Here is a 25,256-nt window from a genome sequence, read left to right as displayed (position 1 = left end):
GGTTTGTAATAACCGTTCAGTTCGAGCGGACGCGAGTGGGAGCAGGGCGGGTTCCGGGCGTGGAGTTGGCAACCCGGTGCATGGGCGGGTTGTGAACGAAACAGACGGAATCCGTATCACAGGCCCTCCAGCAGCGTGACGTCCTCGACCACGCCCACGTCCACGCTGGGTTTCACGATGACGGTCCGGCTGATGTCGTTCGGGCCGAGCGGCAGCACCTTCTCGACCGTGCCCACCCGGATCCCGACCGGGAAGACGCCGCCCAGACTGTTCGTGACCAGCACGTCCCCGACCTTGATGGGCACGCTGCGCGAGAATTCGGCGCGCAGCCGGTCCGGCGGCACGCCGCGCGCCAGCCCGCGCCCACCCTTGTTGCCCTGGAGCGTGACGCCCACGCTGCTTTCCGGGTCCACCAGTGCCACGACCGTCGAGCGGTGATCCGACACGTCCGTGATCTGCCCGACCAGTCCGGCGGGAACGGTGACCGGCATACGCAGCCGCACACCGTCCTGCGACCCGATGTTCAGGTCCAGCCGCGCCAGCAGGGGGCTGGGATCCACGGCGATCACCTGCGCGATCCCCAGTGCGTTCGGAGCCTGCGTGGTCGTGATGTTCATCACCTGCTTGAGTCGTGAGACCTCGCGCTGCAACAGTTCGTTCTGCTGGCGCAGCACGTCGTTCTGCTTGCCCAGCTTTCCGACCTCGCGCGACAGGTCCCGTTCATCGACCAGCGTCACGTATGCCCGGCGGATGTTGTCGGCCACCACGACCGACGCCCGCGTGATGGGAGCCGTACCTCCCCGCAGGGCCGACGGCGCCACCACCTGAAACCGGGTGGTGACCATGCTGAGAAATAGCAGGCCCAGCGTGACCAGCAGGAGTTTACGGCCCTCGCTCACGCCCCGGCGACCTCCACGGGCGGCGCGGCGCCGCGCAGGCTGCCCCACACGGGCACGCCCGCCCCGCGCAGCAGGCGGATCACGACCGACAGCGGAAAGCCCACCACGTTCGAGTACTCGCCGTCCAGACGCTCGACCAGCGCCATCCCCAGGCCCTGGATGCCGTACCCGCCGGCCTTGTCCAGCCCCTCGCCCGTCGCGGCGTAATGCGCGATTTCCGCGTCGTCCAGCGTGCGGAAGGTCACGCGGGTGCGGGCCACCTCGACCGATTCGGCCGCGCCGTGCAGGGCTGCCACGCCGGTGTACACGTCATGCGTGCGGCCCGACAGTTCCCGCAGGAACGCCTCGTTCTCGGCGGCCGTGGCCGGCTTGGCCAGCAGCGCCGCGCCCACCGCGACCACCGTATCCGCCGCGAGGACCACGGCGTCCGGGTGCGCGCGCGCCACCGAGCGGCCCTTGAGCAGCGCCAGCTCCGCTGCCAGCGCGTGCGGGTCCGTCTGGGTGCTGTCCTCGTCCTCGCCGCTGACGATCACCTCGAAGGTCACGCCCAGCCCGCCCAGCAGCTCACGCCGCCGGGGACTGCCGGACGCCAGCACCACCCGCGGCGCGGTGAGGTCCGCGCCGCCTGAAACGCCCGTCATTAGTACCCCTCGCCGCTTTGCTCGCCCGCCACCAGCGCCACGCCGCCCGACGTGCCCAGGCGCGTGGCCCCGGCCTCGATCATGTCCAGCGCGTCCTGGGCGCTGCGCACGCCACCCGCCGCCTTGATCTGCGCGCGTCCCGCGATGACCTGCGCCATCAGGCGAACGTCGTCCAGGGTCGCGCCGCCCGTGCCGAAGCCCGTGCTGGTCTTCACGAAGTCCGCGCCGCCCAGCACGGCCGCCTCGGTCGCGCCGCGCTTCTGGTCCTCATTCAGGTAGCAGGTCTCGATGATCACCTTCAGCACCGAGTCCGGAATGGCGCGGCGCACCGCGCGCACGTCGGCCTGCACGGCGTCCCAGTCGTTCGCCAGCGCCGCGCCGATATGAATCACCATGTCCACCTCGTCCGCGCCGGCCTCGACGCTCAGGCGGGCCTCCACGGCCTTCTGGTCCGGGCTGACGGCTCCCAGCGGGAACCCGCACACGGTCGCGATCTTCACGCCGCTGCCTTCCAGTTCGGCTTTCGCCAGCGGGATGAACACCGGGTTGATGCATACGGCGTAGAACGAATGCTCACGGGCCTCGGCGCACAGTTTCTGAATATCGCCAGCGGTGGCGGTGGGTTTAAGCAGGGTATGGTCAATGTACGGCGCAAGCTTCACCCCCCCAGCATACGCAGACAAGGGTAAGAAGATTGAACGTCCGGCGCTGGTTGCCCGCTGCGGGGCCGCGCACGCTACCCTGGGAAGGTCATGACCGACCAACCCACCCCGCCGCAGGCCGGCCAGCCGTTCCCCGCCTTCGCCCTGCCCGACGCCCAGGGCCACACGCACGCCCTGACTGACTACGCCGGGAAGTACGTGGTGCTGTACGTGTACCCCAAGGACGACACGCCCGGCTGCACGAAAGAAGCCTGCGACTTCCGCGACAACGCCGCCCTGAAGGTCCTGGGGGCCGCCATCCTGGGCGTCAGCGCTGACGACGCCGGCAGCCACGCCAGCTTCGCCGAGAAGTACTCGCTGCCCTTCCCGCTCCTGAGCGACGACGGCGCGGCCTTCCTGCGCCAGGTCGGGTCGTACGGCACCAAGAACATGTACGGCAAGGTCACCGAGGGCATCAAACGCCAGACGTTCCTGATCGCCCCGGACGGTACCCTGGTGAAATCCTGGCTGGCCGTGAAAGTCGACGGGCACGCCGACCACGTGGCCGCCGCCATCGAGAAACACCGCGCCCAGGAAACCGCGTGAGCGCCGACCTGGAAGGTCTGAAAAAGGAAGCTGCCATTCGCGCCGTCGCCCTGGTCGGCAGCGGCATGCGCGTGGGCCTGGGCACTGGCAGCACCGCCAAGTACGCCATCGAGGAGATCGGCCGCCGACTGGCCGCCGGTGAACTGAGCGGCATAACCGGCGTCGCCACCAGCGAGGCCAGTGACGTGCTGGCCCGGCAGGTCGGCATTCCCGTCGAACCGCTCGACCCGCGCCCGCTGGACATCGCCATCGACGGCGCCGATGAGATCGACCCGGCCCTGAACCTGATCAAGGGCCTGGGCGGCGCGCTGCTGCGCGAGAAACTCACCGAGGTGCAGGCCCGGCAACTGGTGATCATCGCCGACCACACCAAGGTCGTGACCCGCATCGGCGAGAAAGCCCCGCTGCCCATCGAGATCGCCCGCTTCGGGTTCCTGAGCACCATCGAACGCCTGCGCGCCGTGCTGAGCGCCGGTCGCCTGCGCCAGAACGGCGCGCAACCCTACGTCACCGACAACGGCAACCTGATCTTCGACGCGCAGATTCCCGAAGGTCACGACATCCACGCGCTGGAACGGCAGCTGAAAGGCACCCTCGGCGTGATCGACACCGGCCTGTTCCTGGGCATGGCGCAGATAGCGTTTGTCGCCGCGCCCGGCGGCGTGCAGGAACTCCGCCCGCAGTAACGGCGAACACCAGCAGGAGGGAGGCCCCGGACTTCAGTTGTCGGGGCCTCCCTCCTGCTGTTTCCCTCTGCGGTCAGCTGTTCAGGCGGGCCAGTTGCGCGTCGAACGCGGCCGCGTCCCGGGTGGGCAGGTCGCAGGTGCGGTTCACGCACACGAAGCCCAGGCCGCCGCCGGGCCGGGCCTCCAGCACGGGCAGGTCACCGCCCGCCTCCGTGAAGGCCAGCGCCGTGAACGGCAGCGCGTGACGGGCCGCGACCGCCTCCAGCGGCGCGCGTTCCCCGGGCGTGCCGATGATGGCGACCTCGGTGTGCGGGGCGTGCAGGAACGCGGCGGCCTGCCACAGTCCCCCGAAGCCCCCGGTGGCGGCCAGCATGTCGTCACGGAAGCTCTGCACGGTGCGCCGGGCCGTGTCCTCGGCCCCGGGCAGGGCGAAGTAGCGGTCCATCCACAGGGCCAGCAGCGCCCCGGCGGCGTTGTCGCTGATCACGGCGCTGTCGAAGCCTTGCGCCTGCCGGGTCAGTAGCGCCTCGGCCCGCCCGCCGGACGCCATGAACACGCCCGCCTCGTCGTTCCAGAAGTCCCGCTGCGTGATCTGCCACAGCTCGCGCGCCCAGTGCAGGTCGGCGGGGTCACCGCCTGCCTGGAACAGCGCGATCAGTCCCAGCGCGTACAGCGCGTGATCCTCCAGCAGGCCGTCCACCCGCGCCTGGGCGCCGCTCCAGACGTGCCGCAGCGTGCCGTCCGGCTGGCGCAGGTGCGCGCGCACGAAATCGGCGTTGCGGTGCGCGACCTCCAGGTACGTAGGTTCGCGCAGGATGCGCGCCGCGTCCGCGAAGGCCGCCAGCGCCAGCCCGTTCCAGGAGGTCAGGACCTTGTCGTCCGTGCCGGGCTGCGTCCGCGCCTGCCGCGCCGTCAGCAGGCGGGCTTTCAGGCCGTCCAGGCGGGCCTGCACGTCCGCTTCTGGCTGGCCCAGTTCGGCTGCCAGATCCGGCACGGGCGCAGCCACGAACGGTACGCTGCGCCGCCCGTACGAGCGCTGGTGAGGGTCCTCGAAGTTACCGGGGTCCGTGATGCCCAGGTGCCGCGCGATCAGCGCCGCATCCTCCTCGTGGCCCGGCCCGCCAGCCGCCAGCGCGGCCTGCACCTCGGCGGACGTCCAGGTGAACGTCAGGCCCTCCACGCCGCCGTGCTCGGTGTGCGTGTCGGCGTCCTGCGCGCTGTAGAAGCCGCCGTCCGGGGAGAGCATCTCGCGGCGCAGGTACTCCAGCGCGGCCCGCGCCGCCTGCGCGAACGCCCCGTCACCGCTGACCTGATAGGCGCGCAGCAGGGTCCGTGTGAGCTGCGCGTTGTCGTACAGCATCTTCTCGAAGTGCGGCACCCGCCACGCATCGTCCACGCTGTAGCGGTGAAAGCCGCCGCCTAGCTGGTCGTGCAGGCCGCCCGCCAGCATGCGCCGCAGCGTGTGCAGCGCCATGTGCCGCCCGTCCGCGCGGGTCAGCAGGAAATCCAGGGTGGTCGGGGCCGGGAATTTCGGCGCCCCGCCGAAGCCCCCACGGTCCGCGTCGAACGCGCGGCGCAGGTTCTCCACGCCCCGCTCCAGCAACTCCGGCCCGAACGACCCCACGGACGGGCGGGGCTGGGCGGCCTCGCGCACGTGCTCGGTCAGCGCCTGCGCGTTCCCCAGCAGTTTGTCTCGCTCCTCACGCCACGCGCGCTCCACGCTGCCCATGACCCGCATGAAACTCGGCAGGCCGTGCCCGTCCTGCGGCGGGAAGTACGTCCCGGCGTAGAACGGCTCGCCCGCGTCCGTCAGGAACACCGTCATGGGCCAGCCGCCCTGTCCGGTCATGGCCTGCGTGGCCGCCATGTACACCGCGTCCACGTCCGGGCGCTCCTCACGGTCCACCTTCACGTTCACGAAGTGCCGGTTCATGAACGCCGCCGTCGCCTCGTCCTCAAAACTCTCGTGCGCCATCACGTGACACCAGTGGCACGTCGAGTACCCCACGGACAGCAGCACCGGCACGCCGCGCCGCGCCGCCTCCGCGAACGCCTCCTGGCCCCACGGCCACCAGTCCACCGGGTTGTCGGCGTGCTGCGCGAGGTACGGACTGCTTTCCTGGGCCAGTCGGTTCATGCCGCCCACCCTAGAGCATCTGCCTTCCCGGACCAGCCGGGCAACATGAACTTCCGCTCGTCTGGCGTTCACACCCACACGCAGCCGTTCAGGCCCCACACTGGAGCGCATGTCCGAGCCCACACGCGCGACCCTCCCGGAATCACAGCCCGAGTTCCTGAACCCCGTCCGGATTCGCGCGGGCTTCCGCCTGACCTTCGACGTACCGTTCCCCACGCCCATGCTGTTCGTCGTGCAGCCCGCCGACCGCTTGCACCCCACCGGCACCCGCCAGCGCATCGTGCAGCAGCAGGCACTGGGCGAGGCGCAGGGCATTCACACCTTCACGGACCAGCACGGCAACACCATCTGGCGCGCCCTGGCCCCCGCCGGCACGTTCACGCTGGGGCACGACCTGATCGCCGAGATCACCCGCAACCCCGACCCCATCCTGCCGGACCTGCCGAAAACCCCCGTGGAAGCCCTGCCGGACGAGACCATCGCGTACCTGCTGCCCAGCCGCTACGTGGACAGCGACCTGATCAGCAACGACGCCTGGACCCGCTTCGGGAACATTCAGGGCGGGTGGGCCACCGTGCAGGCCATCAGCGAATTCCTGTACGCCAGTTGCCGGTACGGGGCCGGCAGCACCAGCAGCACCACCGCCAGTCAGGCGCTCGACAGTGGCCGGGCCGTGTGCCGGGACTTCGCGCACATGGGCGTCGCGTACTGCCGCGCCCTGAACATTCCCGCCCGGTATGTGTGCGGGTACCTGCCCGACATCGACATCAAGCCCGACCCGGTCCCCATGGACTTCCACGCGTGGTTCGAGGCGTTCATCGACGGGCAGTGGCGCACCTTCGACGCCCGCCACAACCGCCCCCGCGCCGGGCGCATCATCATCGCGCAGGGCCGTGACGCCTCGGACGTGGCCTTCACCACCACCTTCGGGAACGCCCGCCTGACCAGCATGACCGTCTGGGCCGACGAAGCCCCGGACGGCATGACCCTGAACGACCCGCCCAACCCGCGCGTGTTCTGATGCGGACTCCGATTGAATGGCTTACAAAGCCGTTCAATCCGAGCGGAGCGAGTAGGAGCGGAGCGGGTTCCGGGCGTGGAGTTGACCACCCGGTGATGTTCCGGGTTGTCAACGAAACAGACGGAATCCGTATGACACGGGGCAGGAGCGGCCCGGGCGGACCCGCACCGGGGCCGCCCGCTGGTAAACTCCCAGGTTATGGACCTCAAGGCTCAACTCAAACAGGCGGTCGAGACGGCGGCGGCCGGGCTCGGCGCGCCGCTCGACGTGGCAATTCAGGAAACCCCGGCCACCAAACCCGGCGATTACGGCACGCCCGCTGCGTTCCAGATCGCCAAGACGCTCGGCGGGAATCCCGTGCAGGTCGCGCAGCAGCTTGCCCAGGCAGTCGTGCTGCCCCAGGGCATCAGCCGCGTGGAGGCCGCCGGGCCGTTCCTGAACTTCTTCGTGGACGTGGCCGCGTTCGTGCGCGGCGTGGTCGAGCAGCCCTTCGCTATGCCCGCCCTGGGCGGCAAGGTCGTGATCGAGCACACCAGCGTCAACCCGAACAAGGAACTGCACGTGGGGCACCTGCGCAACGTGGTGCTGGGCGACTCCATGGCCCGCATCTTCCGTGCGGCCGGGCACACGGTCGAGGTGCAGAACTACATCGACGACACCGGCCGTCAGGCGGCCGAGAGCCTGTTCGCCGCCGCGCACTACGGCCTGACCTGGGACGGCCTTCAGAAGTACGACCACTGGATGGGCGAAGGCTACGTGCGCCTGAACGCCGACCCCGCCAAGGCCGAACTGGAGGCCGGAATCACGGCGATCATGCACCGCCTGGAAGCCGGTGAGCTGCGCGGAGAGGTCGAGAAGATCGTGCACGCGCACCTTCAGACCTGCTTCCGCCTGGGCGCCCGCTACGACCTGCTGGCCTGGGAGTCCGACGTGGTCGGCAGCGGCTTCCTCGGGCACGGCCTGAACATCCTGGAAGGCAGCCCGTACACCAGTCACCCCACCGAGGGCAAGTTCGCCGGGGCGTTCGTGATGGACGTCTCGGCCTTCATGCCCAACCTGGAGGAATCGAACGTGGTGCTGCGCCGCACGGACGGCACCGCCATGTACGTCGCCAAGGACGTGGGCTACCAGTTCTGGAAGTTCGGCCTGTTCGAGGGCATGAAGTTCAAGCCGTTCACCACCGACCCCGAAGGCAACACCATCTGGACCAGCGCCCCCGACGGCCAGCCCGACGCGGAAGGCCGCTTCGGGCACGCGCAGGAAGTCATCAACGTGATCGACTCCCGCCAGGAGCACCCGCAGAAGATCGTCAAGGCGTCCCTGGGCGTGGCCGGTGAGACCGAGAAGGAAGCGCGCAGCATCCACCTGTCGTACGCCTTCGTGACCCTCGAAGGGCAGACCATCAGCGGCCGCAAGGGTGTGACCGTCAGCGCCGACGCCGCCATGGACGAGGCGCAGACCCGCGCGCTTTCGGCCCTCACGGAACTCAACCCGGCTCTCGCCGCCCGCGAGGACGCCGCCGAGATCGCCCGCCGCATCGGCACCGGTGCCATCCGCTTCGCCATGCTGAAGGCCGAACCCACCCGCAAGATCGACTTCCGCTGGGAGCAGGCCCTCGCCCTGAACGGCGACACCGCCCCCTACGTGCAGTACGCCGCCGTGCGCGCCGCGAACATCCTGCGCAAGGGTGCCGAGGCCGGGTACGCCACCGACGGTACCGGCGCCGCCTGGGACGCCCTGCCCGACATCGACCTCGCGCTGGCCAAGACGGTCGCGAAACTCCCGGAAGTCGTCGCGCAGAGCGTCCGCGCGCACTCCCCGCACGTGGTAGCGCAGTACGCACTGGACCTCGCCACCGCCTTCAACGCCTGGTACAACGCCAGGGACAAGCAGGGCAAACCCGCCACGAACGTCCTGGCCAGCCCCGAGGGCCTGCGCGAAGCCCGCCTCGCCCTGGTGGCCCGCCTGCGCGTGGCCTTCGAGGAGACCCTGGCCCTGATCGGTATCGAGATTCCCGCCGCGATGTGAGACGGACTCGGGTGGATGGTGTTCAAGGACCATTCCACCCTGCATAGGTGAGATGGGCGGCCCCGTGCAGAACCGGGGCCGCCCACCTGCTGTCAGGCCTGCGTCAGTTCACGCGGACGCTGTTGGCGAGGTTGCGCACGACCGCCTCGTTGCGGCTGTAGTCCTTGACGTTCCCGGCGATGGTCATGACCAGCATGCGGCCGCCGACGCTGGTGACCATCAGTTCGCGGCGCAGTTCGTCGCCCTGGCTGGGGGTGGTGAACACGAACTGCGCCCAGGGGGAGCCGCCGAGCGTGACGAGGTTCGCCTTGAGGCTCTTGACGTTCGGCACCTGCGCGCGGATCACGCCGGGGAACTGCTCGACGAGTTTGGACACCTCGTTCGCGGCGAGTTTGCTGGCGCGCCACTCGAAGGCGACGCTGACCTTGCGGTCCTCGGTCATGAACACGGCGTCGGGGCGGCCAGCGGCGCTGGGGAAGGCGCTGCGGATGCCGGCGGCGCTGAGGGTCAGCAGTTTCGCGTTGGGTTCGACGGTCACGGGGACGTTGCCGAGCTTCACGGGCACGGCGGCTGCGGCGCCGGTCAGGATCAGGCCGGCGGCGAGCGTCAGGGTCAGGGAGCGGGGCTTCATGTCGTTGTCACCCTACGCGGTCCCCTGCCGGACCTCATGAACTGAACATGAGGATCGTGCGGGGAGAGTCACCTGCGGGTCAGCCGGGGCGCGGCGGCGGCCGGGAACGGTCACGCTTGTTGCAGCCCGAGCAGCACGAACTGGGCGGCGCGGCCGCCGATCATCATGCTCGTGGAGTTGGTGTTCGCGTGAATGATGCGCGGCATGACGCTGGCGTCCCCGACCCACAGGCCCCGCGTGCCGTGCACGGCCAGCGTCCGGCTGACCACCGCCCCGTCGCCGTCGCCCAGCGCGGCCGTCCCGACCGGGTGGTACAGCGTGGCGCACTCCTGCTGCACGTGGCGGCGCAGGCCCGCGTCGGTGCGCACGCCCTCGCCGGGCAGGACTTCGGCGCCGCGCAGGCCCGACAGGGGAGAGGCGGAGGCCACCTCGCGCGCCTGCCGCACCCCCGCGATCAGGCTCTGCATGTCCCGCTCGTCCGACAGGTACGCCGGGTCGATGACAGGCGCGGCCTGCGGATCGGCGGACGCCAGCGTGATGCGCCCGCGACTGTGCGGGTCGACCAGCACCGGCCCGACCGAGAAGTGATCGCCGGGCTCGGTCGTGTCCCCGTGATTCCGGAAGTATGCCGGGCCGAAATGAAACTGGATGTCCGGGTCGTCCGCGTGCGGGTCCAGGCCGGGTCGGGCGTGCGAGAAGGCACTCGCCTCAGCCACGTTGCTGCTCAGCGGGCCGCTGCGGTTCCAGAGGTACCGGGCCAGCGCCTCGGCCTGCGGCACGCGGTCCAGTGACGTCAGCCGCGAGCGGGTGATGACCGGTACCGCCAGGTGATCCTGCAGGCCGCCGCCCACGCCGGGCAGGTTCACGTGCGTCTCGATGCCGTGCCGGTCCAGTTCGGCGCGCGGCCCGACGCCCGAGAGCATCAGCAATTGCGGAGTCTGCACCGCGCCCGCCGCGAGCAGGACCGCGCCCGCCGGGGCGTCCAGCGTGCGCCCCTGATGCCGCAGCCGCACGCCCGACGCGCGCCGCGTGTCGCCGCTGCCTGTCCACAGGACGCGCAGCACGTGCGCGCTGGTCAGGACCGTCAGGTTCGGGTGGTTCAGAACGGGTTTCAGGAACGCCCGGAACGCGCTGTGGCGTTCGCCGCGCCGGTGGTTGCTTTCCAGCAGGGCCGCGCCCTCCAGCTGTCCGTCGTTGAAGGAGCTGACCAGCGGCACGCCCAGCCCCAGCGCCGCCGCCCGCACGAACGCCTCGCTCAGCGCGTGCGACCCTGCCCGCGCGCCGGCCGGCATCGGGCCGTCCGTGCCGCGCGCCGCCGACGGCTCACCCCGGAACGACTCCTGCGCCCGGAACTCCGGCAGCACGTCCTCCCAGGTCCAGCCTTCGCCCCAGCCGTCGAAATCCCGCCTTGAACCGCGAATCCAGATGGTCGCGTTGATGGCACTGCTGCCACCCAGCACCTTCCCGCGCGGCCAGTAGAATGCCCGGCCGCCCGCGTGCTCCTGCGGCGCGGTCGTCAGGTTCCAGTCCACGGCGCTGCGGAACAGCTTCGGGAACGCGCCCGGCGCGCGGATCAGGGGGTTGGTGTCCGGCCCGCCCGCCTCCAGCAGCAGCACCCGCGCCCCTGCGTCCAGCAGTCGCCGCGCCGCGACGCACCCGCCCGACCCGGCCCCAACGATCACGACATCCGCGCGCCCACGCGATTCCAGGGAATTCAGCTTCATTTGCACCGAGTATAGACCCGCCCCCAACCGGGGCAGCCCGCCGCCCGCTACACTCCCCTGCATGAGTGGCCTGACGTTCCCCACCGGCTTCACCGCCGCCGCCATGGCGGCCGGTATCAAACCCAGCGGCAAGACCGACCTGAGCGGCGTGACCAGCGCCCATGACTGCACCTGGGCCTTCGCGGGCACGCGCAGCACCACCGCCGCCGCCTGCGTCACCCGCAACCGCGACCTGTACGCGCACGGAGCCCCCGTGCGCGCCCTGCTGGTCAACGCCGGCAACGCGAACGCCGCCACCGGCCGGCGCGGCGCGAACGACAACGCCGACATGGCCGACGCGCTGGGCAGCGTCCTGAACGTGGACCCGGAGGCCGTCCTGACCGCCAGCACCGGCATCATCGGGCACCTGCTGCCCATGGATAAGGTCCTCAGCGGCATCGAGCACCTGCCGGACGAACTGGACAGCGCCGCCGACCCCTTCGCCGCCGCGATCATGACCACCGACACGCACCCCAAGACCGCCAGCGTCACCCTGAGCAGCGGCGCGCGCATCGTCGGGACCGCCAAGGGCAGCGGCATGATCCACCCGGACATGGCCACCATGTTCGCCTTCGCCTTCACCGACGCGGCCATCGACCAGACGGCGCTGCGTGAGGCGTTCCCGGCCATCGTGAACCGCACCTTCAACGCCGTCACCGTCGACGGTGACACCAGCACCAACGACATGGCCGTCGTCCTGTGCAACGGCGAGGCCGGACCCGCCGACCTGACCGAATTCCTGACCGCCCTGGAAGGCGTCATGCGCGACCTGGCCCGCCAGATCGCCGCCGACGGCGAGGGCGCCACGAAACTCCTGACCGTGCAGGTCAGCGGCGCCCGCACCGAAGCCGAGGCGCTGGCCGCCGCCCGCACCTGCTGCGTCAGCCCTCTGCTGAAAAGCGCCGTGCACGGCAACGACCCCAACTGGGGCCGCGTGATCATGGCCGTCGGCCGCAGCGGCGCGCAGGCGGACATCGAACGCCTGACCGTCAGCGTGCAGGGCCACCCCGTCTTCGGCGGCAAGCCGCTGCCGTACGACGACGCGCAGGTCAGCGCCAGCATGAAAGCCGAAGAGGTCGTCTTCACCATCGACCTCGGCGTCGGCGACGCGCGCGGCGAGGCCTGGGGCTGCGACCTGAGCGCCGAGTACGTCAGCATCAACGCCGACTACACCACCTGAACGGAAGGCAGGCCGTTCACGGTTCCTTGCCGGTCACGCGGCCGTGCATGCCGCGCGGCGTAGGGTGCGGGCATGTCAAGTTCCGCTGCTCCCCTCGTTCGTGGCTCGGCGCTGGCGCGTCCACTGGACTTCTCGTACCCCTCTAACCGGGTCGCGGCGGCCGGGAGTGCCGGGGCGGCGCTGCTGGCCCTGGCGTTCGGGCGGCCCTGGGCGCAGGCGGCGGGCGTGGGGGGCGCGGCATTCCTGGCCTGGGCCACCGCGCGGGAACTGGATCCGGACCACCCGGTCACGGCCAACGCGGCGCTGCCGGTCGCGGCGGCCGTGGCCCTGCTGGGCGGCGCGGGCAACCCCCTGGCGGGACTGGCGGTCCTGAGTGGCGTGCGCCTGATCGCAGGCACGACCGGCGAGCCTGCCACCAGCGCCGACCACGCGGGGCTGCTGCTGCAATCCCTGCTGGCCGGAGCGTCGGGTGAGCGGGCGGCAGCGCTGCTGGTCGGGACCGCGCCGCTCCTCACGCCGGGGTCGCACAGTATCCTCCCGGCGGCCGGGGCGCTGATGCCCACGCTGGCCCGCCCTGCCGGGTTCTCGTGGGGGTCGGCGCTGCTGGCCGCGTCGGTCCTGCCACTGGCACGCACCCTGACCGCCCCGGAGGAGGTCACGAGTGCCTGCGACCGCGCCTCCCGGCCCGTGCGCGCCGCCGAGGTACAACTGGCACGGCATGCGGCCGTCATCACCCTGGGGGCCGGCCTGCTGTCGCGCCGCACACGGGGGCTGGTGCCGCTGGCCGCCGCACTCCTGACGGTCGCCGCGCGCCGGGCGGGCAGCCGCTCCTGAAATTCGTTGATCTGACCTTCATGTGGCGGCCGGCGTTCACGAAACCGTCAGCGTTCTGACACCGCGCTCCGGGCAGCCCCTCTTACGCTGAACAAGAGTTTCCACTTCCCTGCTGATGTCGTGTCACGCGGCGTCAAGCAGGGGGCCGTCCTGCTCCATCCCGGTCAGGACGTACTTTTCGGCATTCTGAGCTGCCTGCCGTTGTGCGGCCCGCCACGTCATTCCCGGTACTTCCCTACGCACCCGTAACACCGCGTGAAAGGCCTCCACCACGCACCACACCCAGTTCTCCTGCGCCTGGATCGTCCGGCAATGACAGCGTCCCAGTCCCAGGTTCTGCTTGAAGAACCGGTGAATCACCTCAATTCCCCAGCGGGCCTTCCAGGCCCGCAGCAGTGAGCGAACCGTGACGTCACCACCAAACGTGCTGAACAGGAAAAACCGTGTCCACTCCCCGTGCACCTTGCGCCACACGATCAGGACATCGAACCCACCGACCTCACGGGTGACCGACAATCGACGGACACGCCACCCGAACTCCGCGTACAGGTGGCAGCGTTCTGGAGGGAACTGCCGACTCAGCGCACCGAGGGTGAGTCCCTCACCCTCGAACTGCACGGTCATATTGGCTTTGGCACGGATCAATACCGGAATCTGATGCTCGCGACTGAAGGTCACAGCCGCGTCCCGCCCGAACTCCCCATCCAGGAGGAGACCCGCCATGGGGACGCCCGCCGCGAGGCAATCCTGGACGACGTGGATCATTTCCTGAGTCGCTGTACGGTAAGGATAGCGCTCTGTATGCAGGGCCTGGGAAACCTTGAAGCGCTCCAGCAACGGAACTGGATCTTCACCGAACCTGACCAGGGCCGCGGAGGTGAACTGATGGCCCAGACGGGTCTGGGCCTGACCGCTGTAGTGGTAGTTCACGCCTTCCATCGTCCGTCCGGCGTGGGGCACCATGACGAAATCAATGGCCAGGAACGCGCCCTCCGGCGCGTTCCTGGCTCGACGCTTGAAGTCCTCCGTGGAGGCGAAGGAGTCCCGCGCCATCTCTTTGGAGATGGCACTTTTACACAGGGTGCTGTAGGGGATGAGGCCACTGAGGCTGGTGACCCGGTTCAGCTGAGCGGTGATGATGCTGTGCGGTAGGCTGGGGATGCGAGGCATAGTCACTTCGCATAAAGGCCCATGAGACCGGGGAATTTCAAGCCCCTGCCTCCTGGGCCTTCGTGCTGGTCGCTATTCCCTCGCCTGTGGAAACTCTTGGCTGAAGGCATGACCGGACTTCCCAGGCAAGTCACTCTGCTGCTCGTCACGCTGCTCACGCTCGTGATGAACTACCTCAGTAACGCCCTTCCACTCTTCGGCAACTCGAACAAGGAGGTCAGTGACGCCCTCCCGAACGCCTTCACGCCCGCCGGCCTCACGTTCGCGGTGTGGGGCCCCATCTTCCTGGGCCTGCTGGCCTTCGCGGTGTATCAGGCCCTGCCCGCCCAGCGGGGCGCGCGGTACGACCGGCTGTTCTGGCCGTTCCTGCTGGGCAACCTGCTGAACAGCGCGTGGCTGCTGGCCTTCCAGAGCCTGAACTTCGCGCTGAGCGTTCCGGTCATGCTGGCCCTGCTGGGCAGTCTCGTGTGGCTGTACCTGACGGTGCGTGACCTGCGCCCCCAGGGCGCGGAAGTCTGGACCCTGCAATTGCCGTCCAGCCTCTACCTCGCGTGGATCAGTGTCGCCACCATCGCCAACATCACGGCGTTCCTCGTCAGTGCGGGCGTCACGGGCGGCGCGCTGGGCATCAGCGCCCCCGTCTGGAGCGCCCTGCTGGTCGTGATCGCTGCCGTGATCGGTGTGTTCTTCCTCGTCCGTTTCCACGATTACGCCTTCGCGGCCGTGCTGCTGTGGGCCTTCTACGGCGTGTACGTCGCCCGGCCGGACGCCGCCACTGTCGTCACGGGCGTCGCGGTGGCTGCCGTGATCGTCGTCCTCGGAGCCCTGCTGAGCCTGCGCCGTCCCGCCAGAGCGGTCAATCCCTGACGGGTCACGGTGGACGGCTGAAGTGAAGTGACGCCCGGTTCATCAACCATCCACCCCTAAGGCCCGCAGCCGTTAGACTGCGGGTCAATGCCTGCGTCCGACACGCCCCTCGCCCTGATCGGCTACCCCGCCCCGGCCGCCCGCGCCCTGCGTGACCTCGGCCTGATCGCCGTGAACGTCCCCGTAGGCGACACCCGCGCCGTCATGGATGCCTGCCGCGCCCTGCACTTCACGGGCGCGCTCGTGCACGACAGCCAGCAGATCCACCTGCTGGACGCTGTCACGCCCGACACCACCGCCCGCCGCGTGGGCCGCGTGGACGCCATCTCGTTCGCGGGCGAACCGCACGGCACCTTCGCCCTCAGCGACGCCCTGACCGACACCCTGGAAGCCAGCGGGTACGCCACGCGCGGAGCCGCCGCCCTGCTCGTCGGCACGGACGCCCACGACCTCGCCCTGGCCCTCCCGCTGGCCCGCCTGGGCTTCACCGACATCGGCGTCGCCGCCGAGAACCTCCCGGAAGCCGAACGCGCCGTGCGTGACCTCCCGGCTGGCCTGCGCGCCTTCCCGCTCAGCCGCCGCGATCCCGCCTGCCAGAGCTTCGCGGAACGCGCCGACCTGATCGTTCTGACCGGCGGTCCCCTCCCCACTAGCCTGATTCAGCCGTACCACACCCTGATTGACCTGACCGGCCGCATCAACCCCGAACGCAGCGGCGCCAGCAGCATCGACCTGAGTCGCCTGCCCCTGCGCCGCCTCGCCCGGCAACTCGCGCACGCCACCGACCAACGCTTCCACCCGGACGAACTCGAACCCGTCTTGCCTGCCCTCAGCAGCTGAGTGGGGAGCGGGTTGTAGGCAGCGAGCAACCGACCCGCTGCCTACAACCCACCTGATCAGACGCTCAGTTGCACGATCAGGCGTTCCAGGGCCACTCCGGCGTCCAGGCCGCGTTTCATGGCGAGGTCGGCGGCCAGGATGCGTTCCAGGTGCGTGCGGATCTTGGCTTCATTCAGGCGGCGGGCAACTTCCAGGGCTTTCTTGGCGGGGTAGGGTTTCACGCCGAGTTTCTGCGCGGCGACGGCTTCGGTCACGCGGCCGTCCTGCTGTTGCAGGGCGACGCAGCGGGCCACGAGGCTGTACTGCCAGACGACGGCTCCCATCATCTTGAAGGGGTCCTCGCCGGACGCCAGCAGGCGGCGCAGTTGCGTGACGGCCTCGCCGGGGCGGCCGGCGGTGGCGGCGCCCAGCATGGCGAAACTGTCGCCCGGCGGTTCGCGGCCCACGACGCGCTGCACGGTCTCGCGGGTGAAAGGGCCGTCCAGCAGAGCGAGTTTGTTCAGTTCCCCGGCGATGCCCGCGAGGTCCGCGCCGAACACCTCGGCGAGGTAGGCGCTGGCGTCCCGGTCGAGGTTCAGCCTGGCTTTCTTGCAGCGTTGCACGACCCAGGCGGTCACGTCGCCGGGTCGGCTGGGGGCGGGGGAGGGCACAATCTCGCCGCGCGCCTCGTACACCTTGACGCGCGTGGCTGGCGGGCTCTCATCCAGCACGGCGACCGTGACGGCAGCCGAGGCCAGCAGTTCCAGCAGGGCCTTGTCGGGTTTCACGCCGGCGAGGTCCACGATCACGCCCCCGTCACCGAACAGACCGGGGCTCAGGTGGGGGCTCAGGGTGTCGGGCGTTACGTCGTCCCCGGCCAGCCTGGGCAGGTCGCGGGCGTTCAGACCGCGCGCGCGCAGGGTGTCGCGCAGGGTCTCGTCCGCCAGGAAGTGATTGCCGGTAAATGCGATCAGGCTCACGCGGGCGGTTCCATGATCAGGTCGGCCGTGACCGGGTGGGCCGTGACCAGCGCGGCGGGAGCCGCCGGGACCGGCAGGGGCGGCAGGCCCAGTTCCAGCCGCGCCGAGCACAGATGCTGCTGCATCTCGGCGGCACTCAGGGGGCGCTGGGCGCGGTCGCGGGACAGGGCCGAGCGCATCAGGGGGTGTAGGGGTTCCGGGCCGGGCAGTTCGGCGCGGCGGTCGCGGATGCCGGCCAGCCAGCCGAGCGCGTCCTCGTATGGGGGGTGTCCGGCCAGGCAGTCGAACAGCAGCACGCCCACTGAGTACAGGTCGCTGCGCGGGTCGCCGCGCACGCCCAGGAACTGCTCGGGCGCCATGAAGTGCGGGGTGCCCATGCGGGTGCCGCTGTGAATGTCCAGCGGCAGCGCCTGCGAGTGGCTCATGCCGAAGTCGATCAGCCGCACGTTGTTCCAGCGGGGCTCGCCGTCCAGCAGCATCACGTTCTCGGGTTTCAGGTCGTGGTGCGTCACGCCCCGGGCGTGCAGGTACGCCACGGCGCTCAGGACGCCACTGGCGACCTCGGTGGCTTCCTCCTCACCCAGTGGACTGCGTTCCAGGCGTTCGCGCAGGGTGCCGCCGGTCACGAACGGAAAGATCAGTTGCGTGGGCGTGATGGCCAGCGGAGACACGACCAGCGGGTGGTGCAGACTGGCGGCCACGCGGCCCTCATGCTGGAAGCGGGCCTGCGAGTCGGGGTCGTCGGCGGCCAGGGTCTTGACGAACACGGGCTGGCCGTCCCATTCGGCCGATTCGCTGTACACGCCGGGTTGTTCGGCCAGCGGGGACCGGTTGGTCAGGGGTTGAGTGATCTGGAATTCCTGCATGAAGCTCACTGACGTTAAGTCTTTCACATTCACCCGGTTCAATAGCAGAGCGAGACACACTTCCACCCGCACCCACCCCACCGCCACACGCGTTCAGTGCGGGCCTCCGGGTGTGCGCGGGGTTGTCCTGGAGGGTGTTCAGGGACGCTCGGCACCGGCCTGCGACCCCGCCTCCGGCAGCGGCAGTGCGGCCAGCCGGTCGAAGAACCCTACCAGCCGCTGCGCCACGGCGGGCGAGAACCGGTTCCCGCCCAGGTGCGGCCCGGTCAGCGGAATGAACTCGCTGACGCCCTGCTGCGCGCGGCCCAGCAGCCGGTCCGTGTTCAGGCTGGCCTTCACGGTCGTGTCGTCCAGGCTGTTCACCACGAACAGCGGCATGGGCGGCGCGGCCATCACCCGCACCAGGGGGTTCAGGTCCGGCAGCGGCCGCGTTCCCAGCCGGTACGCCGCGTCGATCTCGGCGCGGCGCGTCAGGTCAGAGCCCCACGCGCGGTCCAGGTCGGCCCAGGCGTCGATCAGGGCCACGCCGGACACCGGGTACGGCGAGCCGGGCAGGGCGCTGCGCAGCGACATCAGCCCACCCATGCTCAGGCCCAGCGCGTACGTGCGGCCACTCCAGTTGAAGCGGCGCGTGGCGGTCGCGTGCGCCACGCCCACGGTACTCAGCGCGCCGGGGCTGCCCCAGGTGGCCGGGCCGCCGTCACCGGACAGCAGCACGGCGTAGTTGGCGCGCAGCAGCGCCGCCACCAGCGTTCCTGCCTGCGGACTGTCCCGCAGCCGCTCGGCCGACTGCGCGCGCGGGTGCGACACCACGACCAGCGCGCAGGCCCGCTCGGGGCACCCGGCCGGCACCTGCAGGTAAGAGGCGTGCGCGCCGCCCACCGGTACCCACTCGCCGGGCCGCGCCCACGCGCCGGGCATGGTTTCCGTGGTGGTGCGTGGCGGCGTGGCGGGAACGGCCGGCCGGTTGGGCGCGGGCGGCATGGTGCCCAGCAGGGCGCTGCCGCGCGGGGTGGTCTGACCTGCCGCGCTGGCCGCCGCAGACGCAGCCGGCCCGGTCAGGGCGAGGGTAAGCAGGGACAGGCACAGAACGGAGACTTTCACGGAGCGTGACTGTAGCGCGTTCCGCTGCCGCGAATCTGACGTGCGGGGCTCAGCGGCCGAACAGCAGCGTGCTCAGGCGGTTCAGGGGGCCGGTCAGCATCAGGCGGCCCACCAGCGCCGGCAGCAGCAGCGCGCTCAGGGCGTACAGGCCGCACAGCAGCACCACGTTCAGTGCCGTTCCGCCGGGCGGCCAGCGCGTTTCGAGCCACTGAAGCAGCGCCGGGTGCAGCAGGTAGATCTGCAGGCTGACGGTGCCCAGCACGGCCAGTCCCCTGCGGAGGCGCAGGCGGCTGCCCTGAAGCCACTGCGCCAGCCCCAGCAGCGTCACGGCCATCAGGGTCGTGAAGGCCCACGTGGCCGCGTTGTACTCCAGCGGCGCGACGGGCGTGCCGCGCACGAACGACATGGCCGCCGGCAGGTACCACGCGAACGACGCTACCAGCAGCGTCAGGATCACGGCCCGCCGCCGCCGCCACCACGCCGGGAACTCATCCAGGCGCGCCCCGACCGCCATGCCCACCAGGACCGGCATCAGGTACCACAGCGCCGTACTGGCCGGGAACGGCAGTCGCAGTTCGCTGCGGTTCAGGAGGTACGCGCCCAGCTGCACACCCGCGCCGACCACCAGCGTCAGCGAGATGCTGGGTTTCAGGCGCGCCAGCGGCAGCAGCAGCGGAATCAGCACGTACACCTGCAATGCCACCAGCAGGAAGTACAGGTGGTAACTGGCCTTGCCGTACAGCAGGTACAGCGTCACCTTGTCCGGGTCGGTCAGGGTCGAGGCGGGCCGCTGCCCCGTCCACACGTACCACAGCATGTACAGCCCGCTCCACAGCAGGTACGGCCACGCGCCGCGCGTCAGCCGCCGCCAGAAGTACTGGCCGGGCTTGAATCGTTTCAGAAGACTGCGGGTCAACACGACCGCCGACAGGAACACGAACGCCGGCACCGCGAAATGCAGCGTCCGGTTCACCAGCGCCACCAGTTCGTACATCTGCGAGCCGGGCGTCAGGTGCCGCAGCGCCACGCCGGACGCGTGGTGCAGGACCACCTCGGTGATCGTGAGGCCCCGGAACACGTCGATACTCGTGAGGGACGGGGCGCGTTTCTCTGTGGGGGCCGGCGCGCTGTCCGCCGCCGGGATCGCCGGCACCGGCGCAGATTCAGACGGATCCGGAGCGGGAGGAGGGGGGGGCGGGATGACGAGCTCAGGCATGAACGTCCCAACGTACCGCATCCGGCCCGGAGTGAACCTGAGAAACGAACACTGCCGGAAAAATGAACGCGGTCCCCCACCCGCGCCGCAGCGGCCCGGCAGCAGCGGCGTTCAGGACCGCCCGCGCACCTCGAAGCCTGCGGCGGCCAGGATGCCAGCGGCGCGCTGCACGTCCTCGGGGGACTCCAGGCCCAGCCGGACCGCGCCGCCGTCCTCGCGGATGGCGAGCACCTCGATGTCCTTGATGTTCACGCCGTGCGCGCCGAGCGTCTGCGTGACCGCGCCCAGCTGGTTCGGGCGGTCCGGGACGGCCACCACCAGATCGTGCCGCTGCGGCAGCAGGCTGCGCTTCACGATGGGCAGGCTGTCGCGGGTGCGTTTGCCTTCCAGCGCGGCGGCCAGCAGTTCCTCGGGTTCCTCCAGGTCCTCTTCCAGCCGCTCCAGTTGCCGCCGGAAGCGGCCCAGGGCCTCGCGCAGGGCCGCCTTGTTCTCCACGACCATGTCGCGGCTCATGCGGGGGTCGCCGCTCGCCACGCGCGTCAGGTCACGGAACCCCCCGGCGGCCAGCAGGCTCAGGCGTTCGTCGCGGGCGACCATGTGCGTCAGCGCCAGGCTCGCCAGGTACGGCAGGTGACTGACGGTCGCGACCAGCGCGTCGTGCGCGTCGGGTGGCATCACGACCGGCGCGCCGCCCAGCGCCTCGACCAGCGTGCGCGCGCGGCTCAGGGCGGTCAGGGGCGTGTGATCGGTGGGGGTCAGCACCCACACGGCGTTCTCCAGCAGGGCCGCGCGGGCGTGCGTCACGCCGCCCCGCTCACTGCCGGCCATCGGGTGGCCCGCCACGAAGGACCGCACGCCCAGCCGCTCCATCTCGGTGGCAATGCCGCCCTTCACGCTGCCCACGTCCGTCACGAGTGCGTGCGGGTTCAGGAACGGCGCGAGGTCACGGGCCAGCGGGGCCAGCGCCCGCATCGGCGCGGCCAGCACCACCAGGTCTGCCGCGCGCAGCCACTCGCCGGGGGCGGCCTGAATCTCGTCGACCACGCCCAGTGCCAGCGCCTCGCGCAGCACCTCGGCGCTGGCGTCCAGTCCGATCACGCGCCGCGCCAGCAGCCGCTGACGCAGGCCCAGCGCCACGCTCCCGCCGATCAGGCCCACGCCCGCCACCACCGCCGTCTCGAAGAGGAAAGGCGTATCAGCCGTGCTGGATGGATCGAACGTCATGACGGCGAGGCTACCACGCCCCCACAACCCGCCCGGCCGGGGCGTCTGAACACGTCAGGACGCGCGGGGGAGGGGTGCAGGGGCAGTCAGTGGGCCGCGCAGGACTGGTCCGTTCATAGCCCACACGCACGCCGCCCCCTGCTACATTCCGCTGGTGCCTGGACCTGAAGTGCTGCTGTACGGCCTGCCGCTCGCCTTTCTGGCGGGCTTCATCGACGCGGTCGCGGGAGGCGGCGGCACGATCACGCTGCCCACCCTGTTCCTGATGGGCCTCAGCCCCGCGCAGGTGGTCGCCACGAACAAACTGCTGGCGATCTTCGGGTCTGGCAGCGCCACCGTGCAGTACTGGCGCAAGGGTCACGTGGAGCGGGCGCTGGTGCTGCGGCTGATCCCGCTGGCCCTGACCGGCAGCGCGCTGGGGGCGTTTCTGGTGCAGTTCGTGGACCCGGACGCCTTCCGCACCCTGGTCGGCGTGGTCATCCTGGGCGTGGGCGCGCTGGTCCTGGCGAACAAGTCCTTCGGCCTGGAGGACCGTTACCCCGGTCTGACGACTCGCACGCTGGCCCTGACGCTGCCCGGCGCGCTGATCATCGGCGCGTACGACGGTTTCCTCGGGCCGGGCACCGGGACGTTCCTGATGTTCCTGTTCGCCCTGGCGGGCTTCAACCTCGTGCGGGCCAGCGGGAATGCCCGGACCATCAATTTCGCCACGAATCTGGGCGCGTTCGTGTTCTTCCTGATCGGCGGGCAGATGGTCTGGTGGATCGGGCTGCCCATGGGCCTCGCCAACGCGCTGGGGGCCGCGCTGGGCGCGCGCATGGCGATGCTGCGCGGCAGCGCGTTCGTGAAGTGGATGTACGGCGTGATCGTGCTGCTGGTCGCCGCGCGCCTGTTCCTGGTCCGGTAGGCGGCACGCGCAGGGAGGCGCGGCAACCGCGTGCTCTGCCCTAACCGTGCCGGCGCTTCCGGTGTGGGCAGGCGCGGCGCGGCAGAATACGCCCATGACGAATCCCAGTGGAACGCAGCAGGCCATCCTCGCCGGCGGGTGCTTCTGGTGCACCGAGGCGGTCCTCAAGGACGTGCGCGGCGTGCAGAAGATCGAGAGCGGCTACATCGGCGGGCACACCCCCAACCCCGACTACCGCAGCGTGTGCAGCGGCACCACCGGGCACGCCGAGGCGGTCCGCGTGACCTTCGACCCCGCCCAGGTGGACTTCAGGGACCTGCTGGGCCTGTTCTTCGCCACGCACGACCCGACCAGCCTCAACCGCCAGGGCGCGGACGCCGGCACGCAGTACCGCAGCGCCGTGTTCCCCCTGACGCCCGAGCAGGACACCCAGACGCGCGAGGTGATCGCGGACCTGACTGCGCAGGCCGCGTTCGACCGGCCCATCGTGACCAGCATCGAGCCCGCCACCGAATTCCACGTGGCCGAGGACTACCACCAGGACTACTACGCGAACAACCCGCGCCAGCCGTACTGCGTGGCCGTCATCGCGCCGAAAGTCGCCAAGCTCCGCACCTACTACGCCGATCGCCTGAAAGGCTGAGGTGAAGCCGGGGCTGCCCTGTCCAGCGAGGCGGGGCGGCCCTTACCGTGCGTGCTTTCCGGGCAGGTGGCCTTCGCCGCAGATCCCGGTCGACCCACTTCCCACTGCCTTCCTACCCGCGTTTCTCCAGTTTCGCCAGCCGTTTCAGCAGGTCCGCGCGGCTGCGTTCGGCCAGCGGGTGCTCCAGCAACCGGCGCAGGTCGTCCGGCGTGACCGGCTGCCCCCGGAACGTGCCGTGCAGGTCCAGTTCGAACAGTTCTCCGATGCCGGGCGCACCGTCCAGCGCGGCGGGCGTCAGGGTGATCGGGTCGCCCGCCTGCACGGTTCCGGGCTGAAGCACGCGCGCGTACAGGCCGGGCCGGCGGGCCTGCGCGAACCGCCGGGCGAAGGTCGGGTCGCCCAGGTGCGCGGCCAGCGTGCCGCAGGGAATGCGGGGGGCCGTGATTTCCAGGATCACGCCCTCCGGCCCGGCACCCAGGTGCAGGCGGTCGCCCACGCGGAAATCCGCGCTGCCCGGCCCGCCCACCGTGAGGTTCTCGCCGAACAGGCCGGGCCGCACCGCCAGTCCCTGCGCGGCCCACCAGTCGTAATCCGCGCTGGTGTACAGGTACGCCGCCTGATCCGGCCCGCCGTGATGCCGGGTGTTCAGGACGTGATCGCCGGCCAGTCCCAGCTTGTCCACCTTAACGGGGCCAACCACCGGGCGTTTGTCGATGCCGCTGCGGGCGGCGCGCGCCCCGACCTTCAGGGGAGTGGCCTGCCCGACATTCATGTGCTGAAGCTGCATGGTCACCGGAGGCTGCGTGGTCATGCCCGCAGGCTACGGCATGGGCCCCTGCCACTGGGCAGGGTAGCGGGTGGGCTGGTGACCTTCGCCCTCGTCTGCGGCGCGGCGGTGTGATGGAATGAAGGCTGTGAGTTCGAAGCCCCGCCCACCCCGTACCGGCCCTCCCGCAGAGCCGTCCGTTCGCCGTCCGGGTCCGTCCCCACTGCCTGCCCCCGATCCGGCGCTGGTGCAGGCCGGGCGCGTGCCGACCCTGGCGGTCCTGATGGGCCTGCTGATGACCAGCGCCACGCCGTTCCTGGCGGGCCTGCTTCAGGGCCAGACGCAGGACCTGGGCCGTAACGTGCTGTACACCTGCCTGACCGTGTTCCTGCTGGGTATGGTGTGGCGCGGCAGCGTGTGGGCGTGGCGCCTGACCGTGAGTTTCTCGATGGTGGCGGGCCTGCTGGTGTTCATCGTGGGCATGCTGGCCGGCACGGCCGCGTGGCAGGGCTGGCTGGTCAGTGGCGCGGGACTGGTGTACCTGCTGCTGGGCACGGCGCTGGTGGGCACGGCGTCCATCCGGGCGTTCCTGGATAGTCGCTGGGCCGCCCGCAGTCAGGGCCGCGTGAGGGACCGCGCGTGAGTGGCAGGCGGTTCACGGTAGTCGGCACGAACAACTCGTTCACCTGCGGGCACTGCGGCGCGCAGGTCGAACCGCTGCGCAACGGCAGCGTGCGCAACCACTGCCCCGAGTGCCTGCACAGCCGCCACGTGGACGTGCTGCCCGGCGACCGCGCCTGCACCTGCCACGGCATCATGGAACCCGTCGCGGTCGATCAGAGCGGCAAGAAAGGCTGGATGATCACGCACCGCTGCCAGAAGTGCGGGTTCGAGGGTCGTAACCGCGCCGCGACCGACGATCCCGGGCAGCCCGACAGCTGGGACGCCCTGATCGCCGTCAGCGCCCGCAGACGCGACTGACCCGACCTGCCGTTCAGCCCAGGCGGGGTGGCATGCGCACGATGGTCAGCATGTACTGCCCGAGCGCCTGGATGGCCGCGTAGAAGCGCCCGAACTCGACGGGTTTCACCACGTAACTGGCCGCGAACGCCTGGTAGGAACGCAGGATGTCCTCCTCGGCCTGACTGGTGGTCAGCATGATCACGGGAATGGTCATCAGGTTGGGGTCGCGTTTGATTTCCTGCAGGAATTCAAGTCCGTTCATGCGGGGCATGTTGATGTCCAGCAGGATCACGTCCGGTCGGGGAATGCACCCCTCACCGGCCGGCCCGTTGCTGCGGTGGGTGCCGCGCAGCAGTTCCAGTCCTTCCACGCCGTCACGGGCGACATGCAGGTTGTTCAACACGCCGGCCTCCGCGAAGGCTTCGCGGGTCAGGACGATGTCGGCCTCGCTGTCCTCCACCAGCAGGATCTCGATGGGGGTGGGCGGGGTGGGCAGGTGGCTGTGTGCTGTGGGCATGGTGATTTCCTTCGGGGGTGGTGAGGGGACGGCGCAGAGAATGGGACGGTGTGTTGCGGGTCGGTCCCGGTCTTCGTCAAGTCTGACAGTCTGCTGTGTGTGCTGCGCCCAGATGGACTTTACGCACCCGCCACGCAGCCTTGATGC

General features: G+C 70.3%; 26 protein-coding genes. 12 read left to right on the top strand and 14 right to left on the bottom strand.

The features are described from left to right. Positions 1-116: 116 nt before the first annotated feature. The 3 genes from M8445_RS13590 to deoC are packed head-to-tail and all read right to left on the bottom strand — an operon-like array spanning position 117 to position 2,202. A complete protein-coding gene (locus tag M8445_RS13590; RefSeq protein WP_273988402.1) occupies positions 117-899 on the bottom strand; it encodes a rod shape-determining protein MreC in 783 nt (260 codons plus the stop codon). Further along, positions 896-1,540 (bottom strand): Maf family nucleotide pyrophosphatase, encoded by a 645-nt coding sequence (locus tag M8445_RS13585; protein ID WP_273988401.1) that lies wholly within the window; start codon positions 1,538-1,540, stop codon positions 896-898. Before M8445_RS13585 ends, M8445_RS13590 begins: the two co-directional genes overlap by 4 nt. Next, complete coding sequence (gene deoC / locus M8445_RS13580; protein WP_273988400.1) at positions 1,540-2,202, bottom strand: deoxyribose-phosphate aldolase; 663 nt, start codon at positions 2,200-2,202, stop codon at positions 1,540-1,542. The genes M8445_RS13585 and deoC overlap by 1 nt, the downstream gene beginning before the upstream one ends. A 90-nt stretch (positions 2,203-2,292) precedes the next feature. On the opposite strand from deoC, the gene prxQ reads away from it, so the two are divergent. Together prxQ and rpiA are read left to right on the top strand one after the other, a co-directional pair. After that, complete coding sequence (gene prxQ / locus M8445_RS13575; RefSeq protein WP_273988398.1) at positions 2,293-2,787, top strand: thioredoxin-dependent peroxiredoxin PrxQ; 495 nt, start codon at positions 2,293-2,295, stop codon at positions 2,785-2,787. Continuing rightward, positions 2,784-3,473, top strand: coding sequence for a ribose 5-phosphate isomerase A (gene rpiA / locus M8445_RS13570; protein WP_273988396.1), 690 nt, complete (start codon positions 2,784-2,786; stop codon positions 3,471-3,473). The genes prxQ and rpiA overlap by 4 nt, the downstream gene beginning before the upstream one ends. Positions 3,474-3,546: 73 nt before the next feature. Here the strand turns inward: rpiA and M8445_RS13565 are convergent, their stop codons facing one another. Beyond that, on the bottom strand, positions 3,547-5,610 hold the full coding sequence (locus M8445_RS13565) for a thioredoxin domain-containing protein (RefSeq protein ID WP_273988395.1): 2,064 nt from the start codon (positions 5,608-5,610) through the stop codon (positions 3,547-3,549). Between the two features lie 109 nt (positions 5,611-5,719). On the opposite strand from M8445_RS13565, the gene M8445_RS13560 reads away from it, so the two are divergent. After that, positions 5,720-6,631: a transglutaminase-like domain-containing protein gene (locus tag M8445_RS13560; protein ID WP_273988393.1), complete on the top strand. Its 912-nt coding sequence runs from the start codon at positions 5,720-5,722 to the stop codon at positions 6,629-6,631. A gap of 198 nt (positions 6,632-6,829) precedes the next feature. Next, complete coding sequence (locus M8445_RS13555; protein ID WP_273988392.1) at positions 6,830-8,659, top strand: arginine--tRNA ligase; 1,830 nt, start codon at positions 6,830-6,832, stop codon at positions 8,657-8,659. 103 nt (positions 8,660-8,762) lie between these two features. Here M8445_RS13555 and M8445_RS13550 read toward each other — a convergent pair whose 3' ends face one another. Then, positions 8,763-9,290, bottom strand: coding sequence for a hypothetical protein (locus tag M8445_RS13550; protein ID WP_189063095.1), 528 nt, complete (start codon positions 9,288-9,290; stop codon positions 8,763-8,765). Positions 9,291-9,400: 110 nt separating this feature from the next. Then, positions 9,401-11,014 (bottom strand): GMC family oxidoreductase, encoded by a 1,614-nt coding sequence (locus M8445_RS13545; RefSeq protein WP_273988389.1) that lies wholly within the window; start codon positions 11,012-11,014, stop codon positions 9,401-9,403. A gap of 61 nt (positions 11,015-11,075) precedes the next feature. On the opposite strand from M8445_RS13545, the gene argJ reads away from it, so the two are divergent. Both argJ and M8445_RS13535 read left to right on the top strand, forming a co-directional pair. Further along, positions 11,076-12,233, top strand: coding sequence for a bifunctional glutamate N-acetyltransferase/amino-acid acetyltransferase ArgJ (gene argJ, locus M8445_RS13540; RefSeq protein ID WP_273988387.1), 1,158 nt, complete (start codon positions 11,076-11,078; stop codon positions 12,231-12,233). A gap of 72 nt (positions 12,234-12,305) precedes the next feature. Beyond that, positions 12,306-13,067, top strand: coding sequence for a hypothetical protein (locus tag M8445_RS13535; RefSeq protein ID WP_273988386.1), 762 nt, complete (start codon positions 12,306-12,308; stop codon positions 13,065-13,067). Positions 13,068-13,190: 123 nt separating this feature from the next. On the opposite strand, the gene M8445_RS13530 is transcribed toward M8445_RS13535, so the two are convergent. Next, positions 13,191-14,237 (bottom strand): transposase, encoded by a 1,047-nt coding sequence (locus M8445_RS13530; protein ID WP_273988203.1) that lies wholly within the window; start codon positions 14,235-14,237, stop codon positions 13,191-13,193. Positions 14,238-14,345: 108 nt separating this feature from the next. Between M8445_RS13530 and M8445_RS13525 the strand changes: the two genes are divergently transcribed. Continuing rightward, positions 14,346-15,104, top strand: a complete 759-nt coding sequence (locus M8445_RS13525) for a tryptophan-rich sensory protein (RefSeq protein WP_273988385.1) — start codon at positions 14,346-14,348, stop codon at positions 15,102-15,104. A gap of 87 nt (positions 15,105-15,191) precedes the next feature. Beyond that, positions 15,192-15,944, top strand: a complete 753-nt coding sequence (locus tag M8445_RS13520) for a shikimate dehydrogenase (protein WP_273988384.1) — start codon at positions 15,192-15,194, stop codon at positions 15,942-15,944. Positions 15,945-16,000: 56 nt separating this feature from the next. On the opposite strand, the gene holA is transcribed toward M8445_RS13520, so the two are convergent. The 5 genes from holA to M8445_RS13495 all read right to left on the bottom strand — a co-directional run bounded on the left by holA (position 16,001) and on the right by M8445_RS13495 (position 21,313). Beyond that, positions 16,001-16,903, bottom strand: coding sequence for a DNA polymerase III subunit delta (gene holA, locus M8445_RS13515; protein ID WP_273988383.1), 903 nt, complete (start codon positions 16,901-16,903; stop codon positions 16,001-16,003). Next, positions 16,900-17,769, bottom strand: a complete 870-nt coding sequence (locus tag M8445_RS13510; protein WP_273990919.1) for a serine/threonine-protein kinase — start codon at positions 17,767-17,769, stop codon at positions 16,900-16,902. Before M8445_RS13510 ends, holA begins: the two co-directional genes overlap by 4 nt. 138 nt (positions 17,770-17,907) lie before the next feature. After that, a complete protein-coding gene (locus tag M8445_RS13505) occupies positions 17,908-18,873 on the bottom strand; it encodes an alpha/beta hydrolase (RefSeq protein ID WP_273988381.1) in 966 nt (321 codons plus the stop codon). 49 nt (positions 18,874-18,922) lie between these two features. Further along, complete coding sequence (locus M8445_RS13500) at positions 18,923-20,026, bottom strand: acyltransferase (RefSeq protein WP_273988379.1); 1,104 nt, start codon at positions 20,024-20,026, stop codon at positions 18,923-18,925. A gap of 174 nt (positions 20,027-20,200) precedes the next feature. After that, complete coding sequence (locus M8445_RS13495) at positions 20,201-21,313, bottom strand: prephenate dehydrogenase (RefSeq protein ID WP_273988377.1); 1,113 nt, start codon at positions 21,311-21,313, stop codon at positions 20,201-20,203. Between the two features lie 154 nt (positions 21,314-21,467). Between M8445_RS13495 and M8445_RS13490 the strand changes: the two genes are divergently transcribed. Continuing rightward, a complete protein-coding gene (locus tag M8445_RS13490) occupies positions 21,468-22,220 on the top strand; it encodes a TSUP family transporter (RefSeq protein ID WP_273988374.1) in 753 nt (250 codons plus the stop codon). A 94-nt stretch (positions 22,221-22,314) separates the two neighbouring features. Further along, positions 22,315-22,863: a peptide-methionine (S)-S-oxide reductase MsrA gene (gene msrA, locus M8445_RS13485; protein WP_273988373.1), complete on the top strand. Its 549-nt coding sequence runs from the start codon at positions 22,315-22,317 to the stop codon at positions 22,861-22,863. Positions 22,864-22,975: 112 nt separating this feature from the next. Here the strand turns inward: msrA and M8445_RS13480 are convergent, their stop codons facing one another. After that, positions 22,976-23,674: an MOSC domain-containing protein gene (locus M8445_RS13480; RefSeq protein WP_273988370.1), complete on the bottom strand. Its 699-nt coding sequence runs from the start codon at positions 23,672-23,674 to the stop codon at positions 22,976-22,978. A gap of 94 nt (positions 23,675-23,768) precedes the next feature. On the opposite strand from M8445_RS13480, the gene M8445_RS13475 reads away from it, so the two are divergent. Both M8445_RS13475 and M8445_RS13470 read left to right on the top strand, forming a co-directional pair. Then, positions 23,769-24,272, top strand: a complete 504-nt coding sequence (locus M8445_RS13475; protein ID WP_420704095.1) for a hypothetical protein — start codon at positions 23,769-23,771, stop codon at positions 24,270-24,272. Continuing rightward, entirely contained in the window at positions 24,269-24,610 is a 342-nt protein-coding gene (locus M8445_RS13470; protein ID WP_273988366.1) for an RNHCP domain-containing protein, read from the top strand. The genes M8445_RS13475 and M8445_RS13470 overlap by 4 nt, the downstream gene beginning before the upstream one ends. Before the next feature lie 13 nt (positions 24,611-24,623). On the opposite strand, the gene M8445_RS13465 is transcribed toward M8445_RS13470, so the two are convergent. Further along, positions 24,624-25,109, bottom strand: coding sequence for a response regulator (locus M8445_RS13465; protein WP_273988365.1), 486 nt, complete (start codon positions 25,107-25,109; stop codon positions 24,624-24,626). Positions 25,110-25,256: the final 147 nt, after the last annotated feature.

The sequence above is a fragment of the Deinococcus aquaticus genome (genome assembly GCF_028622095.1).
In the GTDB taxonomy this organism is placed as follows: Bacteria; Deinococcota; Deinococci; order Deinococcales; family Deinococcaceae; genus Deinococcus; species Deinococcus aquaticus.
This window is presented reverse-complemented; position numbering and strand designations above follow the sequence as displayed.

What these genes read in the sequence shown, in the direction of transcription:
- M8445_RS13585 (WP_273988401.1), bottom strand. Translation starts at nt 1,540, where the DNA reads ATGACGGGCGTTTCAGGCGGCGCGGACCTCACCGCGCCGCGGGTGGTG.
- prxQ (WP_273988398.1), top strand. Translation starts at nt 2,293, where the DNA reads ATGACCGACCAACCCACCCCGCCGCAGGCCGGCCAGCCGTTCCCCGCC.
- M8445_RS13565 (WP_273988395.1), bottom strand. Translation starts at nt 5,610, where the DNA reads ATGAACCGACTGGCCCAGGAAAGCAGTCCGTACCTCGCGCAGCACGCC.
- M8445_RS13560 (WP_273988393.1), top strand. Translation starts at nt 5,720, where the DNA reads ATGTCCGAGCCCACACGCGCGACCCTCCCGGAATCACAGCCCGAGTTC.
- M8445_RS13555 (WP_273988392.1), top strand. Translation starts at nt 6,830, where the DNA reads ATGGACCTCAAGGCTCAACTCAAACAGGCGGTCGAGACGGCGGCGGCC.
- M8445_RS13550 (WP_189063095.1), bottom strand. Translation starts at nt 9,290, where the DNA reads ATGAAGCCCCGCTCCCTGACCCTGACGCTCGCCGCCGGCCTGATCCTG.
- M8445_RS13545 (WP_273988389.1), bottom strand. Translation starts at nt 11,014, where the DNA reads ATGAAGCTGAATTCCCTGGAATCGCGTGGGCGCGCGGATGTCGTGATC.
- argJ (WP_273988387.1), top strand. Translation starts at nt 11,076, where the DNA reads ATGAGTGGCCTGACGTTCCCCACCGGCTTCACCGCCGCCGCCATGGCG.
- M8445_RS13535 (WP_273988386.1), top strand. Translation starts at nt 12,306, where the DNA reads ATGTCAAGTTCCGCTGCTCCCCTCGTTCGTGGCTCGGCGCTGGCGCGT.
- M8445_RS13530 (WP_273988203.1), bottom strand. Translation starts at nt 14,237, where the DNA reads ATGCCTCGCATCCCCAGCCTACCGCACAGCATCATCACCGCTCAGCTG.
- M8445_RS13525 (WP_273988385.1), top strand. Translation starts at nt 14,346, where the DNA reads ATGACCGGACTTCCCAGGCAAGTCACTCTGCTGCTCGTCACGCTGCTC.
- M8445_RS13520 (WP_273988384.1), top strand. Translation starts at nt 15,192, where the DNA reads ATGCCTGCGTCCGACACGCCCCTCGCCCTGATCGGCTACCCCGCCCCG.
- M8445_RS13510 (WP_273990919.1), bottom strand. Translation starts at nt 17,769, where the DNA reads ATGCAGGAATTCCAGATCACTCAACCCCTGACCAACCGGTCCCCGCTG.
- M8445_RS13495 (WP_273988377.1), bottom strand. Translation starts at nt 21,313, where the DNA reads ATGACGTTCGATCCATCCAGCACGGCTGATACGCCTTTCCTCTTCGAG.
- msrA (WP_273988373.1), top strand. Translation starts at nt 22,315, where the DNA reads ATGACGAATCCCAGTGGAACGCAGCAGGCCATCCTCGCCGGCGGGTGC.
- M8445_RS13480 (WP_273988370.1), bottom strand. Translation starts at nt 23,674, where the DNA reads ATGACCACGCAGCCTCCGGTGACCATGCAGCTTCAGCACATGAATGTC.
- M8445_RS13475 (WP_420704095.1), top strand. Translation starts at nt 23,769, where the DNA reads ATGAAGGCTGTGAGTTCGAAGCCCCGCCCACCCCGTACCGGCCCTCCC.
- M8445_RS13465 (WP_273988365.1), bottom strand. Translation starts at nt 25,109, where the DNA reads ATGCCCACAGCACACAGCCACCTGCCCACCCCGCCCACCCCCATCGAG.